We start from the raw sequence: 17,829 nt of genomic DNA on the forward strand, positions 1-17,829 counted from the left end.
GTAAACAGGTTGCTAGCTGACTAGTGATTTCAACGAGATAATCGATATACCAATTGACTCCAAAAAACTCAATCATGACACAATTGCGAGGAACAATGCTTCAATCGTTCAACTGGTACACTTCTGACCAGGGAACATTCTGGAACGATTTGGCCGAAAAAGGCAAACAACTTAGCGAAGCCGGCTTTACCGCTCTGTGGCTTCCTCCGGCATCCAAAGGAATGTCAGGCACGACCGACGTCGGCTATGGCGCTTACGACCTATTCGATTTTGGCGAATTCAACCAAATGGGAGCAACACGCACAAAATATGGCACACGACAAGAATATGAAGACTGCATCCATGCACTGCACGTTCATAAACTGCACGTTTACGGTGATGTGGTTTTAAATCACAAAATGGGTGCCGATTCCAAAGAAAACGTCACCGTCATCCAGGTTGACCCGTTCAACCGCAACAATACCTATGGTGACTGGCACAATCGCGACTTATGGACTTGCTTCACCTTTCCCGGACGGGCAAAGAAATATTCGTCGATGGAGTGGCACTGGTGGCACTTCGATGCTGCCAAAGAAGACGGCACCATCTACAAAATGAAAGACAAAACCTTCGAAACCCACGTAGATTCGGAGAATAAAAACTACGACTTTTTGATGGGCTGCGATATCGACTTCAGTGTTGACCAGGTTCGGGGTGAAGTGTACTACTGGGGTAAATGGTACCTGGACAATTTCCCGATCGATGGTTTCCGAATCGACGCCGTCAAACACATCCGTTCCTATTTTTTCAAATTCTGGCTCGACGAGATGCGCGCTCATGTAGCGTCCAGCTCAGGTAAAAGTCTCTTTGCCGTTGGCGAATATTGGTCCTACGACCTATCCCGTCTCCTCCGCTACATCAGCGACAGCGAAGGAAGCATGAGCCTGTTCGACGCACCGCTCCACTATAATTTCTACCAGGCATCAAAAATGGGCGCCGCATACGATATGGGTTCCATTTTAAACGGCACTTTGGTAAAAGAAAATCCGATATTGGCAGTAACTATCGTGGAAAACCACGACACACAGCCTCTGCAAAGTCTCGAGTCCTTAGTCGAGGCCTGGTTTAAACCGCTGGCGTATGCGATCATTCTGCTGCGAGATGAAGGCTATCCGTGCGTGTTCGAGGCTGATTATTTCGGAACACATTACATTGGTAAAAAAAATGATCATGAATATGAAATATGGATGGATTCGCACCGTTGGATAATTGATCTATTTTTGAAATACAGGCAGTCCCACACATTCGGCACCCGCAATGATTATCTGGATCATCACCATACTATCGGGTGGACGTTCGAAGGCGATGCCGAACACGACAGCATGGCAGTTTTAATGACCAATTACGTTAATGATTTTAAGTGGATGAAAACGGGTCGACCAAATACGAGTTACACCGACCAAACAGGACACGTTCCCTACTCTGTAACAACAAATTCTGATGGCTGGGGCCGTTTTGAAACCTTGGGTGGAAAAGTATCGGTGTGGATTGAACAAGCATCTTAAAACATCAAAAAGGAAGGCCATTACCGGGATTTCAAAGAAAGGATCGATTTTTGTTAATGAATTATTCGTTAAATAACGTTTGAGACGCAACCATTCGTAAACCGTCAACGTCATATCAACATTACTAACAATAAAGGTTATGTACCAACTTAGCTATTTCCGACAATTAATGCTTTCTGCACTCCTGGTCTCGGTCGTTGCTTCTGTTTCGTTGTTTGCCTGCGAGAGCAAACCCGCAGCCGATCGTTGCGAAGGAGCAGAAGATGCAATTCTTCGAAATATGGGCGGGCTCGATGGCTGTGGATGGGTTATTCAACTTCCGGACTCGACAAAACTGGAGCCCACAAATTTGAATGTTTTCAATATTGAATTGAAAGACAACAAGCAGGTTTGTGTGCGATACCATGAGTTGGAAGGCGTCGTCAGTACTTGCATGGTTGGCAAGGTTGTCGAAATCGACTACATCGAGTAAACTAGCCTGAGTTCCGATTACTGCACTCTTCGGTGCATACAATGTTCGAGTTTGCACAGTTTACACTGATACCCGTGGAACTCGACATGCGACCCTAAACCAACAATTCCACTAACTGAGTTTACCGGATCCAACGAGGCTGATTTGGTTACATTCACTCCACAATTTTCGTCGCCGAACAGGGCAAACAGTTGATGCTGGTCGGCAATATGCCAATGGCAATATCCCGGGCTGTAGCGATTTGTCACTTTGAAATCCCGTTTGGCAGCGATCTGCTTGACTTTTTCGTGAACCCGATCTGCGACGGCTTCGGCAATAGCAATTCCCACTAAACCCAACACCTTCCCGTAATCGGCATCACCCGATTGACTTTGCCGTTTTGCTTCAGTATCGATTACCGCACCGGCAGTACAAATAAAAAGTGCAGCTTGTTGTGAATTGTGAAGCTCCCGGGCAATCGTTTTTCCAACAGTAAACAGCGCTTCCTCCAGCTGAATCATTCTTTGATTGGGAACTTCCGGATCAACCCGGAGCACCTGCCACGAAGCAGAAATGTCGGTTAAGTTTTCTGCAAATTCCAGGGCACGATCCAGCTTTTTCTGCCAGTTTTCCGGCACCTTAGTACTTGAAAAGCCCAGTTCTCGGGTAATCCAACCAGTGTCTACCGCTAGTTCCCGGAATCGAAAAGTTTGTACTCGAATCATTAAAGGCAATATTGAACAAATAGCAGCCGAAAGTTAGCCTCTTTTTTGAAGTTGCCCAACCCAAAATTTTTCGCCGCCCATTAAATTTGATGATTTTATGAATAAAAAGCCAGCCGAAATTTCAGCTGGCCTTCCTTAACAAAAACTATTTGTAGCAACTTATACTTGTTTCAACATTTATTTTTCTCGCACGAAAAAGACAATTTCTCGTAGCTTGCTGTCACCATCGGCATCGATAACTTTCACCTTAAAGGAAGCCAATCCGCCTGTTTTACAGGTAACGATCGCCTGATCATCTTTCAGTTTCACGCTCAAATTGCTTTGATCGCTAACCGAATAAGCCGGAGAATTCGTGTAACCACGGAAAAAAGAAGCAAGATCCAGTGTGGTTTTTGAGCCCTTCTCTACGAAATAATGGGGCTTGGATAACCACTGCAAATAATCTTCGAGGTTTGTATATCCGTCGCCGTCTTCATCCAGGTTCGCGTCCGAGAAATCACCTTTGGGCGATTCCGGGTTCAAACCTTTTGCTGTCTCCCACCAGTTGGGCAATCCATCTCCATCAGAATCCCACGAAGCATCGCGGTGCACTTCCGGGTAATCTTCCCAGCCGCCGACATCCTGCTCATTGTCAGGCAACCCAGGTTTCCCTGATTTACTTCCTTTGATGGAATAGGTTCCGGTCAACGTTTCATGAATGATGCGCAAATCGTGATCGTCCATTACCGGCGAAGTGCAGCCAACATCAGAAAGCACATCTTTATATGCCGCGGTTGCTGTTTGCGTGTTCACGTAGGGTTTAAAAAAGGGCGCATCAACAAAAGTTTTCCAATCAACAACCGCCTTGTTCGATATGGTAAATTTGCGTCCATCTTCCTCGTTCGATTCATTAAAATATCCAGACATCACATTGCCATCAAAATAGGCACGCTGGCTTCCCAGCCCAACACCTTCGTGCTGCATATTCAGCGCCCACAAGAAATTGGTAGCTGCACCCGGCTTGTAATAATTTCCGACAAAATTGACTTGCATCGCGCCACCATCAGTTGCCCGGTGTCCCCAGTTGTAAACCACATTGTTCCGGATATCCATCCGGCCCGAATAGTAGGCATTTCCGTCGAGACCGCCTGCCAAACTCCAGTTTCTGCCTTCGCAGTGGGCTAACAGGTTATGGTGAAAACTGCCAACATCGCCGCCAATACTTCCGGCATAACCATGTGCCGTACCTTCCGGATAGTTAGGGTGCCCGGCAACGTTTAAAGCTTCCGAGATCATGGTTCGCTGCAAGCTAATATCTTTTGCAGAACGGGAGCTAAATGCTTCATCAATTGTCCAGCTGATGGAACAATGGTCGATGATGCAGTTGTTACTTCCCTGCGCGCCCATACCGTCCAAACCATGGTTGTAATCACCTATAGATCCGCGACGAACGCGAATATTCTGGATAATCACGTCGTTTGCACCACTTAAACCGAAAGGTGCATCGCGCAGGCAAATACCTTTTCCCGGTGCTGTTTGACCAGCAATTGTCACGTAGCTATCCGACAAAACCAAGCGCGATTTCAGGCGAATGATTCCGGAAACATCGAATACCACAGTTCGCGGTCCTTTTTCGTTTTCGACGGCGTAGCGCAAACTACCCTCGCCCTCGTCGTCCAGGTTGGTCACATGGACCACCCGGCCATCGCGTCCCCCACGAGCCAAGCGACCGTAGCCTTCGGCACCCGGGAATGCCAGCTGTGCAATTCGGAACATCCAAACATCGCCTTTGGTCACTGTGCCATCGGCTTTTATTTCGTCAACTCGCCAAAAGTACGAGGCGTGAGTGTTCAAATTTTCGACATAAAAAACTGTATTGGTTTGAATTCCCCTATCCGCCTTTTTATCACCAAGCTTGACCTCATCCTCCTGATCTGAGAAATAAACATGATGCGAAACAGCCTCTTTATTCGCTGTCCAGGATAATTCCAAATTTTTCTCTGGCGACAGAACGTGCTCGTCCCCGTGTTGCGGGAAAGGATTGATAGCCTGCTCCATCACATTGGGCGTATTCAACTCAATTCCGTTGATGATGATATTCTTATCCGACGCATCCGACTCCGCATTCGATTTAAACACGATTTTAGTTTCCTTTCCCTCCGTGACCTGGAAGGTGAAATAAACAATCTTCGCTTCGTAATTGGAGACCGCCCGTATAGACGGCTCTACTGCACTAGCGACAGGCTGACCATTGACCGTGATATCAACCGGCGCAAAGGTATTCGCCTCAGGGCTGTCCACCTGATTCATAAAAACGAGCAACGAATGCTCGCCCGATTCAAGTCCCGCTATTGTTAGGGAGATTTCACCGCCGTTCGCTCCGTCTTCCAACGTGACGCCATCGCTTACCAGCTTGGCGGTTACCATTCCTGCCTTGTACCAATTACTTTTCAATCCGGAACTTCCACCTTCCAGAGTGAATGAAATTCCATCGAATTCTTCCGTTGCTTTCTCGCCGTAGCTCGTCCACGATTGGTAACCAATCTCGTTGACCTGGTTAATATTGCGTCCCGATTGGTTGAAATCAATTTTCACAACCGGATTTCCGGCCCAGACCCCGTAACTAAAAACCAGCGAGAACATCGCTCCCCAAACAGCCTTCCTCGTACTTCGTAAAAACATTTTGATTTGTTTTTTGAACGTTCATATCTGACTAACACAAAATAGAAAAACCTGCTTCTTCAGCCAACAGCCAGAGAAAACAGGTTATTTTTTAAAGGTTACTTAAAGCTCGATACCTTCTTTTTTCAAACGTTCCTGCCAGGCTTTGCTTTCCTTGTTCATATCGTAGCCTTGTTTCGACAGGTAATTGTTGATCCGACCTTTGTATTTACCGAACCAGGCATGCTTTTCTTTACTGGAGCCGGCATCCATTGCTTTTTCGCGGGCTTCGGTTAAGGCGTCCAGTATATATTTTTTCTGCTCTACTGTCAGGTTCGGCAGCATGTCCTGATAAGCCGCATAGGTGTTCGGACAAACACTGTAAGTCATTCCGTTTTTCACCGCTTCAACCTGCTCTGGCGTTAATTCCTTCGACAGTTCTTTCAAGTACGATTTATGCAATTTGTCCAGTTCCTTGTTGCGTTTCGCATTCAGCTTTTCAATTGCTTGATTCTTTTTCGCTTTTTCAAGATCAGATTCTTTTACCTTCTTGATCTCGGCTTCGGTACCGTCATGAATTCCGTTCAAACGGTAGTATTGAGCGGCAATCAGATCCTGAACCTCTTTTTCTTTGGCTTCATCACCCAGCTTCATGGTTTCAACAATCTTGCCCGCTCGGCCCGATACAACTGCCCAATATTCTTTGTCTGCGAACTCGTCTTTCCCATTTTTCTGTGCCAACACGGTCAGGTTTAAACCAAGTAGCACGAACACCATCAGTATGCTTATTCTTTTCATTTTAGTTTGATTTTTTCTCGTTTATTGTTTGTCATTTTAGTCATTCGCTTCGTGTCAACAATGGTCATTTAGTTTATGTCATTTGCTTCAACATTACACACAAACAATGACTCCCCAATGACTACTTAATGACCACTATTGACTACTCAATGACAATCGAATGACCATCTTTTCACTATTGAAATATCGATTTCAGGTAAGCCACGTTGGCTCCAAAATTTCCACGAACATCACGCGGGTTATTGGCATCTCGCGAGCGCTCTACAATTAACCAACCACTCCAGCCCATTTCATCCAGAGTTTGTTTCACCTTTTTCAGGTCGATCTTCGGATCGTTTTGCAGCCATACGCCATCCTTGTCGGTACCATGAATCTGCGCGATATTGTCAGCCCCCAAAATTTTCAGTTCCTCATTCAGGTCACGCCCTTCACTCAACGGAATCGAAAAATTAAAGCTGATCTTGATTGCCGGCGAGCCGACTTCCTTCAGCAGTTCCAAATCGCGTTTGGCATCGAAAGCCGTTTCTATGGCGATTACCACTCCGGCGTCCTCGGCCATTTTACCAACGGTTCTCAGGCGCTCGACAACCGCCTGACGGCGCTCCGGATAACGAAGTAAGTTGCCTTCAACACCCAGTGGCAAAAAGCCGACTTTGGTTCCAACCCGCTTCATGCTCGCGATGCAATCGCCAACAGCCTCGATTGCAGTTTCCTTTTGTGGGAACGACTGGGCATAAAAGCCAGACATCGACAAAGCGCAGATTTCTATTCCATTGTCTTTCGAAGCCTTTTTAAACAGGTTCAACAGCGAATCGTTAGCCAGTTTGTTGTCGAAAGTTGGCCGTTTACCGAGCCCTCCCATATCGACTTCCAAGCCATCGGCACCGATTTCTTTCGCCAGCGGGAAAGCACTCAGTTTTTGCCGCTTCAGAATCATCAGATCCACCACGGCTACTTTATATTGTTGTTCCTTGTTCTCTTGTTTGCTTTTCTTGCCTTTGCCTGACGCTTGCACACTAAATGTGTTCAAACACAGCACAGCAACAAGTAACAGGCATAAGTTTTTACAGTTTGATTTCTTCATGTTCATGTTAGTTTGAAATACAGCTCACTACTTTCGAAGCCAGAAAACCGCTTCCGATTTTCCGCCTGTTTGCAGCTGAATTTGTTTTCCACCCTTCACCCGAACCGCTTTACCGATTTGCTCGCCGGTGGCCGGGTCAATCTCAATCAACTGGTAACTTCCGGCAGCCACTTCTGCAGCATATTCCGGCGAACGATTATCCAAATAGAAGATGCCTGAACCGTTAGCGGCACCCAGTTTGTAAACACCTTCTTTGGTCGTTGCTTCAGCCTGCATGGCAGAAGCCGCATTCAGAAAACCGTCAACTTTCACCGGAGGAATACCAGCTAATGAACCTCCGGCCATAAAAATTGCCCAAGCCAACTTATCCGACTGATCGAACGAATACATCACTGCTTTTGCAGGAAATGCCTTTTTGTAGGTCAGCACATCGTTGTAAACCTGGTCGAAAGAGCGTTTACCTATTTTTTCAAGACGCATGTGTTGGCGAGGTGCTAAATGTTGTCCTCCAAGTGGGGCAAATTGTGTGCCGTCGTCGCGGCTGCTCCAGTAACGAATGTCAATCAGATCAACAATTTTTGAGCGAACCGGATCTGCCAGAATTGAATCCTGAACGTCTTTTGTTGCACTCAGTCCAACCATCACATCGCGACCTGTTTCCTGCTCCCAACCGGCAATCACATCCAGCCAAAACTGCATGAAATGCAAGGGACCGGTAAACTCGGCACTGGTCAGTTGAATAACTCCGTTGTTATCTTTGAAATTCTCCATACACTGGCGGATATATTGACGATGCAGTTCGCGGCGAACCGGGTTGGTTACATCGTAAAAATGTTTGTCCATAAACACCCGTTTGTCGCCCGCAAAAGGCACAGGTTCCGGAAAACCGGTGTTGTTTAAGTTGTTTACCGTGCGCCAGGGCGAATCGACCCAGTGCGCACCGGCCTCGATAATATTGTGCTGAAAATAATCCTGGTGAATCAGCACCAAACCATTTTGGTCGGCCAAATCGGCAAATTGCTTCAGGCGTCCCCAATACCATGGATTGTATTTTGTGAGATCGTACTTGCTGAGTCCATCCCAAGCCAGTTCTTTTCCGGTGCGGGCAAAAGGCAATTCGTAATACGGCGCCCAGGCCTCTCCATCCATGCGGCGGATGCGCTCGTGGTCGTCGCGACGGCGATCGTACCAAAGCGCATAGTGCTGCTCCAGCCCAATCTTATTTTCATCTTTCATCCACTGAATCACATCTGTCAGGCGATCGGTATATCCCAAGCCCTGACGACCGGGTACGTATCGCGTGACTGCCGGCTGTGCCTGTTTCAATTTTCGTGGACGCATGCTGCCGCTCCACCATGGAACAGCGTGACGTTGTCCCGTTAGTACTGCACTTCCTCGCACCAGCCAGCCGTTCACCAACTCCATTGATGGAGCTGCCTCTTCCACCTGCTCTGTTTCTTTTTTAAACTTAATTTGAGAAAAAAGTTTTGCGTCACCTGCCTCCAACGAAATCGGATTTTCCTTCACCTTCTGCTCGATGAACTCAATCAATGTGATCGCAGGATTCTCAGCGTATTCGGTCAACTCAGCAGCCACCTCTACTGTCGGGCTGCTGGTCGCATCGGTTGTGTAATCAATAACCGGGGCTTTAGGCGTGTTGTCCGCACCAATTCGCTCGGCCAGTTGTGCATAAAACAGACTTCTAGGGTTAATGTGTTCATTGGCATTGTTCCAGTAACCGTTACCGGCAAATTGTGCCCAGGCTCCGTACGCCCAGTTGTTTGCTCCCGGAGGACTGTAGCATTCAATGCGTGCTGCAGAACATTGCCAGAACATGGAGTTCGCTGCCGTCCAGCCCGAACCGTAATCATTCATCTCACGATTGCGGAAACTAAGCGCATTACCATCAACATTTACAATGTCGAAAAGCACTCCCGACGCCCAGCTGTCGATCGCTCCGCTGAAACTTGCCGGCAGATGCGATTCACACTGAACAAATGCATTGGGTCCGGCAGTGCAAACTCCGGTTCCAAAATCGTGATAGCCAAATTCAGCATACAAACGAAGGAACAAACACTGCTGACCCGATGTAAAAAAAGTGTAGCGTCGCAAAGCGCCAATTTCCGAAACGGGCTCAAAGGATAGACAGTCTTCAACCGTTACCTTCGAAGCAGTTTCGTAAACAGCCACTGCAGATCCTGCCAGGTGTTTAAATTGGATCTGACGTACCCAGGCGTTTGTTGTATTTTCGAAGCTAATGCCATTCCAGCAATGCTCTTCATCTTTTTTGTTTTCTGAATTGAATTCAGATCGAATGTTTAGGTTTTCAATTCCGATGTTCTGAATTCTTCCGTCTTCCTGGTATTTTTGAACGTAAGCGCCGCCAATTGCTTTATCCAAGGCAGTAGTTAATGGTGCATCAAGCACCAGCGAATCAGCTTTCACGGCGACAACAGTCCGGTCCCATCGCAGATCACGCTCTCCTGCTTTCCACCCCAACCAGGCTGTCTCGCCGCCAAACTCGTTCATGTCGAGCTGGTCAATCCATTCCTGTGTACTCGGTCTTGTAATGGCAATTTGATCTCCTGGCTGAAATTGAGCGGCATTTTCAACCTGAAATTGAAAGGCACCAACGTGAACGTAAGCTTGAGTAATATTCGCCTGCGCTTCGTTCAATTCAACAGGCTTTCCTTCAACACGGATCAGTGTTTCGCGGCTTTTGCCGGCAGCAATCAAAACCGTTCCGTTTTCGCCAAAACCGGAACCACGCAAAACAACACCCGATTGGTTGATCGTCAACCGACCATCAAGTTGATAGTGTCCTGCTTTCAAAAGGATCGCCCCCCGAAATCCAGCCTGATCGACTGGCAAGGTAGAAACATAGTCGAGGGCATTTTGAAGTGTCGCGGTCATATCACCGTCGACAGGTTCAACTACAACTTTAACAGGCACAAAAGGAATTACGTCGGACGAGGCTTTATAGCCGGCGTAGGAAAAATCGGGAATCCGGTTTCCCAGTGAATCCGGTGTATAAACCAGATTCCCGTTTTGAGATTGTTGAAGCGGCGGTGTCGGTTTCTGTTTTTTTTGCGCATTGACGGAGCTGAAAACTCCCAGGGATAGTAGTAGCAAAAAAGCACATTTTGACGCTTTAATCGCGGTATTGCCAAAGCGTTTGAACACCTTCTTCATTTTATAAATCTATTTTAATCGATTAGAAAAGTTTACTGTCTTTTTCTTTCAACGTATCGTAATCATTTTCCTTGTTCGTCCAGTCAATCTTCTTCGTCGGATCAATTCCGTTGATGTATTTTTCGATGTTGGTATAACCATCACCGTTAAGATCTCCATTGGCATCTGACGGATCATTCGGGTTCAATTTATATTTTTTCTCCCAAGCATCCGGCATACCATCGCCGTCTGAGTCTTTGTAAGGTGTTCCTTTGTATTCCGGATAGCCGCCAACTTGTGCAATATCGGTGATGATTCCTTGTTTGTACGAATCTTCCGGCAGACGACGGTACTTGAAATGAGGAACGTGGCTTAAATCAACATTCTTCGGATATTCAACAACACCGGTTTTTACCTGTTTGGTTACACGAACGTCCACAGCATCGCGTTTCGGGAAGGTTGCACCGGCATTATCCAATACAAATTCGAACGCTTCTTTCGCCGGGTAAATCGTCAAGTAAGGCATCGGATGCGGGTTATCCCATTTAATGTAGGGCGTGAATTCACCTGCATCTTCCATATCTTCAATCTGTACACCACCGTCCCAGTTGTCGGCAGTTACTTTATCGTTTCCTTCAACCACGTTTCCGTTTACATAAACCAAACCATAAACTTTGCGGCCATTCATGGTATAGCGTGATTCCGGTTTCAGAATACGATGCCCTACCGGAGTGTCAGTCGGGGTCAATGGACCTGGTTTGAAATAGTTGTTGATGATGTTGTAACGGGCAGTTTGGTCACCACCATCGATAGAACGGTGCACCCAGTTAAACATGACGTTATTTACAAAGTTGAAAACACCATTCCAGCCGATTGACGGGTTACGCCCGGTATTATCAGCCCATAGGTTACGAATGAAAGAACAGTTTTCACCACCAATGGTACTTCCGAAAGCGTGGTTCCAGGTATCCAGTCCTTCCGAGAATATTGAATTCTGGATGGTGATATTCACAGTTCCCAATTTTTCTTCCGGTTTGCGCGGATCTGTCAGGTACATGTGCCGGTAAATCGACATGTTCTCATCCAACCCCCAGCTGGCAGAAATGTGGTCGAGCATGATATTACCAACCGGGTTACCACCGATCGCATCGTCGCGACGACCAACCCAGGTTTCACCTCTGCGGAAACGCATGTGACGGATAATCACGTCATGCGTGTTAATCCAAACACTTTCTCCGGCGATACACACGCCATCACCAGGAGCAGTTTGTCCGGCAATTGTTACATAAGGTGCACGAATAATCAATGGTGATTTAATGCGAATGATCCCTGCAACATTGAAAACAATAATGCGAGCACCACCGGTTTCGCAGGCTTCACGCAAGCTTCCGGGGCCATCATCATTCAGGTTGGTTACAGTAATAACTTGTCCACCACGACCACCAAAAGTGTACATACCACCACCTTCAGCACCCGGGAAAGCCGGAATCGTAGCCTGTGGCAAATCAGTTGGTCTTTTTGCCCATGGAACGTATGGTTTTCCATTGGCTGCATCTTTCTCAATCGCAGGAATTGCTTTTTCCCAAGCCATGTCGGAATGTGCTTCCGCTGCTTTCATCAATTCTTCCGCTGCATGTTTTACTGAATCCGGAATTGTAGGATATTGCGCGCGTACAGCCGTCGCTGTCACGAGCATCAAAGCCATACAAACACCGATAATCTCTTTAAATTTCATATCTTAATATTTGTTAATGGATGGTTTTAAAAAGCGATAGCAGGAAAAACCTGCTATCACCATCATATTTTCAGATTTTATTCTGCTAACGGGTCAAAAGTACCATCGGCACCTCCGTTTGAATAGTCGGCCCACCCAATAGTTTGTTTTAGTTGTGTATTATTCTTTTGCATGTTTTCTTTGAAACCAAGAATATAATACTCAGGCTGGAAATCTATCGTATAGGAAGGATCTCCATCTAAACGTGTCGTTTTACGGGTGAAATTATCCTTATAAAACTGCGCCAAATTATCTATTTCTTCAGAACCTGCAGTTGTTGCATCTGTTGCCAGATCCAACGCATCAGGTCGAACAACATCGGCAGCATCAAGAGGATCACTAGTATATGATTTTGACGCATAACCATAATCATCGTTTACACGAACCTCGACACCAGTCCGGCGGGTACCATTTAACGGAGTAACCCCTAAATAGGCACATGTATTACCTCCAAAACCAGTTAGGCCCCACGAAGCATTCAGTGTTGCTTGGCCGACACCGCCATCCCATAACATCCAACGGCGCATATCGTCGTAACGTTTTCCTTCGTACGCCAATTCAATCTGACGTTCGTATAAAATTGCAGAGAATAGTTTTGCGCGGTCAGAACCTAAATCTTCATCCAATCCGTAGTTATTATCTGCGGTATACCCAACACGAGCGCGAAGTTCCTGTAGCGCAGCAACTGCCTCTGACAAATGGTTTGCTCCACAAGCAGATTCGGCAAAATTCAACAGGATTTCTCCATAGCGCATCTCCATAATTGGAGCAGCTGAACGCTTATATTTATTTGATGAATATTCAAAAATATACAACGGATTACTGTTTACCTGATAGTCATCAGAGCGTTTCCGTATAAATACACTTCTTGTATTATCGCCCAAACCATCAGCGGCAAAGCCCGATTGGTCATCTGCATTTTTAGTATCTTCATCCGGATACCAAACGTAGCTCCATAATTCGTATTTTGAACCACTTGCATAAGGATAGATTAATGGTTGAGCAGTATTTCCAATCGATAAATCCGCGTCGGCAGTCCATTTCACACCAGGAAATGCAAAAGTACGATAGAAACGAGGATCACGATTCATGAAGAAAAGTTCAGGATCGTAAGGATAATCAGATGACTTGGTCAACATCGTATAAGTCGAGGCAGTTGAAGGTAGCTTTCCATCAGCCATCGGGAAGATATCAATCATCTGTGCAGTTGGTGTTTTTCCGCCACCACCATAGATGTTTGCCGGACGAATACTGTTTTCCCAGCCATTCCATTTGGAATAGTCCCCTTCTTCTATGTTATTATACAGTGCCTCAAATACTGCTTCTGAACTCTGAACACTAGAAAACATACCTGCCCATCCTGATCCATTTGTACCAGGATCATCATACGAATATGCCAATGTCTCTTTTGCTGCTTTGTTCGCTTCATAAGCCAAAGTCCAACGATCAGCATCATCTGCCCTATTAAACAAAGGACTTGCGTAAAGTAAACGAGCTCTTCCCTGAAGCGCTTCTGCAGCACCTTTTGTTATCCGGCCGTAATTTGTAGCAGCGTTTTCCCAACCAGCTGGCAGCATAGCAATCGCTTTATCCAAATCACTACAAATAAAATCAATACATTCTTTCGTTGTTGAGCGAGCGACTACCAAGTCTAAACCGCCACTGTCTCCTTGTATCGGATTTTGTACGTAATCGATAATTGGAATACCACCATAGATTTTTACCAAACGATAGTAACACCAGGCGCGAAAGAAATAAACCTGTCCTAACAACTCGTTTTTCTGATCATCGGAAAGTGTCCCTGCTTCGATACCTTCTTTCACCAGGTTACATTCACGAATACGACCAAAGGGGCTTACATTCTTATTTTCACCATAAATATAATCGGTAACAGTTGAATTTGTTAAGATTAAGGTTGGATCTACAAATGAAGAAAAACCTCCATATTCTTCGGTCGACTTTGACCAATCATCAGCATCACCCGTACTATGCCAGGTAAAATTGAAAGTACTTCCCCCGCTATAAGGCAACAAAGCGGCGTACAAGAAATTAACCCTACCAAGTGCCCCTTGGTAATCATTGTAAATTTCGTCGGTATAATTGCCGTAGCTACGCATTTCTTCCAGGTAGTCTGTATTACATCCTGAGAAGAGCGCACTGACTGCTAAAAAAGCAACGACTAAGCTTGATTTATATATCTTTTTCATTATTTGTCTTCGTTTAGAATGATACATTAACCCCTAAAGTAATTCTTCTCAAATTAGGATAAGAGCCATAACTTCCTGATAGCGGATCCATAAATTTGTCCGGGTATGGATTATACAAGCTCAACATATTTTGTCCCGTCAAATTAAATCGACAACTTCCGACGCCAATTTTATCGACAAACACTTTAGGCAATGCATAAGCCAAAGTAATATTGCGAAGTGTTACGCGTGTTCCACTAACTTTCCAGAATGTTGAAGTTTCCTGATTTTCGCTATAACGCATATTCGGATATTTTGCATCACGATTTTCTGTAGCAACAACTTGTCCACTAGCATCCACAACATCCTCATAAACAAACATATCGTTCGCCCAAAAGGAAGGTAGGTTAGTATACTCCATATCGGTGTAGGAACCTCCCGAAGAGATCATGTTTTCGATACCACGAGCTGTTTTAGGTAGGAAGCTGTATCCGCCCCAGCTGGCATTAACTTGTGCACTCAACGACAGGCCTTTCCAGTCTCCTCCAAAGTTGACTGTTAATCCGTAAGGATTGTTTCGGTTCGAAATCTTTACCATATCATCTTCGCTATCGACAACACCATCCGGTCCTGCGTAAGTACCATCTGTATTTTGAGCACCGCGAACATCGTTGTAAATCAACATCCCAGGATGAACATCGTCTTTGGTTTTCCCCAAATAATTGGTGATCTGATATTTATCAAAATATTCTTCTATATCCTGATAGCTGCGGAACATACCGATACATTCCAAACCCCATTGGCCAACATCGGTACGCTGTCCAGGATGGTTATTCCACATCGGAATCGGACTTTCCCAAGCTCTAACCAATACCTTATTGTCGCTATACCCCGTATTCAAACGGATATGGTATTTAAATTCGCTGCCGATTCGATCCTGCCACCCCAGAGATAATTCAAGACCCCAGAGATTCATTTCTCCGAAGTTTTCAGCTGCCGGACGTGTACCTACTGTTGTCGGAAAATCATCGGATCCTTGTCTAGTCATGAACATATCTCTGTCCCATTCATAATAACCATCCAAGTTCACCGACATCCTATCCTTCAATGTGCGCATATCAATACCAAAGTTGGTTTTGTAACTGTTATCCCAGTGCGCATCATAGTTAGGAGCTTCACTACTTGAAATAGCGGAACCTAAAGAAGTACCTGTAGAAGTACCGAAAATTGCTCCCTTATTTGCTCCTACGCCATAAAGTTGTAACCATGCCCACGGCTTCGTATTGTCTTTACCTAAGTGACCAACGGAACCACGGATTTTAAGATAGCTAACTGATTTTTTTAAATTCTCAAACCAACTTTCTTCAGAGATCACCCAACCCGCTGAAAGAGATGGGAAAACTCCCCAGTAATTTTCGGGGGCGAAGTTGGTTGACGCATCACTTCGAATCAAGAATTCCAATAGATATTTATCTTTATACGAGTAGTTAGCGCGGCCAATATAAGACAACGTACCACCGTTACTGCGGCTAAACTGAGTGGTTTGTGTTCCATACGCAGAGTTGGACTGTGCATCTGTGAAACTATAGGGACTCTTAACCATACCGGTAACATACTCGCTTTCACTCTCCGATTTTTCAATTGAGAATAGAGCGCTTAGGTCGTGATCACCAAAAGTTCGGGCGTAGTTTGCATTAAAGTTGAGCTGATAACTATCTCCACGACTCATGTTACGGCTAATGAAACTACCATCTCCGCCGTTAGCTACGGTTATTGCTTCCAAATTTTCAGAAGACAGATCAATATCACTACCAGTGTATAAGTGGCCATATGACTCACTTCCATTCCCACCGGTTCCTCTATTTACCAGACTGTATAAAGTAAATTCTGACCCCATCTGGTTAGTTTTATCGGTAGAAATACGTTTTGCATAACTCACCTTCAATTTCAAGCCTTTAAGAATTCTATTCCAACTAAAGTCATATTCCAAAGCCGTATTGATCATCATATTTTCAGATTGATTATGACTGTAGTTATCTGAATTTTGGATAGCATTAAAATTATAATATTGAACGTCATCGACTAAATTGTTACTTACACCCAAGTTCGCAATATACATACCATCGATACTTTCGGGGATATAACGAGGATGAGTCAACAAGGAATTGTAGTCTGTTTCACCATTACTTCCACCAATTTTATTCAGTGCGGTATTCTTTTTACCGTAGTCTCCGGAAATTTGTAATGAGGCCTTTAACCCTTTTCCGACTTTCGCATCAACACCTGCGCGATAATTCCAACGGTCGTAATCTATTTTACCGATGTTACCACCTTGGGTAAAATAAGACATTCCTGCAAAATAGGTAGCTCGCTCGGTACCACCACTCATATTAACACTGTGCTTTTGTGTTAATGCGGCGCTCCACTCCTGATCCAATAAATCGTAATTCAGTTTCTTCATTGCCTGCAACTCATCGTACTGAAACAAATCCTGTGCAGGGTCAATTGTATTATCTTTAGTATTAGCTGCTGCAACAGCATTCCAAAGCACACCATAATCATACGCATTTAACATTTTGGTCCGTTTTATTTCATCGGTATAACCAAATTGTCCACTATACGAAATTTTGGGAGCGCCGGCTTGTCCTCTTTTTGTTTTTACCAAAACTACCCCCTGAGCAGAACGGGCTCCGTAAATCGCAGCAGCGGCATCTTTCAATACGGTAATATTTTCAATTTCACTGGCATCAAGATTATTGAACATGGACTCATCTTGCGTCACATAATCATCGATTACATATAGAGGTCCATCATAAGGAACATATCCGGAAGTCGCAGAATAAGTATTCGATTCCGAATTCTGGCGAATTGTCAAAGAAGCCTCTTCACCAGGCCGAGAACTACCTCCACTAACGCTCAAACCATTTACAATACCAGATAGAGCCGTTCCCAGGCTACCGACAGAAAGATCGCTAATTTCCTGTGGCGCAACTGTTGCGATAGCCCCTGTTACGTTTTTCATTTTTTGCTGGCCGTAACCAACAACAACCACTTCATCCAAGTTCAACAAGTCTTCTTTCAAAACGACATTGGTTTGACTAAAATCTGAAATTTTTTGGCTTACGTAACCGACAAAAGAAATTTCTACTTCCTTACCTTCTGGTACTGCAATCGAAAATTTACCATCAACATTCGTAATTGCTCCAATCGTGGTACCGACTACTGTTACAGTCGCACCTACAATAGGCTGCCCGTTTTCCTCGAGCACGGTTCCTTCATACATTTTTGATTGTTGAGCATGGACCGGCGTTGCACAGACAAAGGCAAAAATCATACTTAAGAAAAGTAAATATATGGTATGCTTAGCTGTGCGCAAGTTGTTTGCCCAATCCAAAGCCACATTTGGGTTTTGGCCTCGCTTTATACTATTACTCATTTTTTAGATTTAAAATTCGT

At 45.1% G+C, this 17,829-nt stretch carries 10 protein-coding genes; 2 read left to right on the plus strand and 8 right to left on the minus strand.

The window, feature by feature from the left end; genetic code table 11:
- The first annotated feature begins 74 nt into the window (after positions 1–74).
- Both BC643_RS03000 and BC643_RS03005 read left to right on the plus strand, forming a co-directional pair.
- A complete protein-coding gene (locus BC643_RS03000; protein ID WP_120271691.1) occupies positions 75–1,544 on the plus strand; it encodes an alpha-amylase in 1,470 nt (489 codons plus the stop codon).
- 139 nt (positions 1,545–1,683) lie between these two features.
- Positions 1,684–2,016, plus strand: a complete 333-nt coding sequence (locus tag BC643_RS03005) for a hypothetical protein (RefSeq protein WP_147377118.1) — start codon at positions 1,684–1,686, stop codon at positions 2,014–2,016.
- 17 nt (positions 2,017–2,033) lie between these two features.
- On the opposite strand, the gene BC643_RS03010 is transcribed toward BC643_RS03005, so the two are convergent.
- From BC643_RS03010 to BC643_RS03045, 8 genes are all read right to left on the minus strand, one after another.
- Positions 2,034–2,720 (minus strand): vitamin B12 dependent-methionine synthase activation domain-containing protein, encoded by a 687-nt coding sequence (locus BC643_RS03010; protein ID WP_120271694.1) that lies wholly within the window; start codon positions 2,718–2,720, stop codon positions 2,034–2,036.
- Positions 2,721–2,897: 177 nt separating this feature from the next.
- Positions 2,898–5,381: a pectate lyase family protein gene (locus BC643_RS03015; protein ID WP_211337962.1), complete on the minus strand. Its 2,484-nt coding sequence runs from the start codon at positions 5,379–5,381 to the stop codon at positions 2,898–2,900.
- Between the two features lie 102 nt (positions 5,382–5,483).
- Positions 5,484–6,158 (minus strand): DUF3826 domain-containing protein, encoded by a 675-nt coding sequence (locus BC643_RS03020; RefSeq protein ID WP_211337963.1) that lies wholly within the window; start codon positions 6,156–6,158, stop codon positions 5,484–5,486.
- A gap of 175 nt (positions 6,159–6,333) precedes the next feature.
- Positions 6,334–7,242 (minus strand): sugar phosphate isomerase/epimerase family protein, encoded by a 909-nt coding sequence (locus BC643_RS03025; RefSeq protein WP_211337964.1) that lies wholly within the window; start codon positions 7,240–7,242, stop codon positions 6,334–6,336.
- A gap of 27 nt (positions 7,243–7,269) precedes the next feature.
- Positions 7,270–10,434: a DUF6298 domain-containing protein gene (locus BC643_RS03030; RefSeq protein WP_211337965.1), complete on the minus strand. Its 3,165-nt coding sequence runs from the start codon at positions 10,432–10,434 to the stop codon at positions 7,270–7,272.
- Positions 10,435–10,456: 22 nt separating this feature from the next.
- Positions 10,457–12,148 carry a polysaccharide lyase gene (locus tag BC643_RS03035; RefSeq protein ID WP_120271698.1) on the minus strand — a complete coding sequence of 564 codons (1,692 nt, stop codon included), beginning with the start codon at positions 12,146–12,148 and terminating at the stop codon, positions 10,457–10,459.
- 77 nt (positions 12,149–12,225) lie between these two features.
- A complete protein-coding gene (locus BC643_RS03040; protein WP_120271699.1) occupies positions 12,226–14,394 on the minus strand; it encodes a RagB/SusD family nutrient uptake outer membrane protein in 2,169 nt (722 codons plus the stop codon).
- Positions 14,395–14,407: 13 nt separating this feature from the next.
- Positions 14,408–17,809 carry a SusC/RagA family TonB-linked outer membrane protein gene (locus BC643_RS03045; RefSeq protein ID WP_211337966.1) on the minus strand — a complete coding sequence of 1,134 codons (3,402 nt, stop codon included), beginning with the start codon at positions 17,807–17,809 and terminating at the stop codon, positions 14,408–14,410.
- Positions 17,810–17,829: the final 20 nt, after the last annotated feature.

This window comes from Mangrovibacterium diazotrophicum (assembly GCF_003610535.1).
Classification (GTDB): Bacteria; Bacteroidota; Bacteroidia; order Bacteroidales; family Prolixibacteraceae; genus Mangrovibacterium; species Mangrovibacterium diazotrophicum.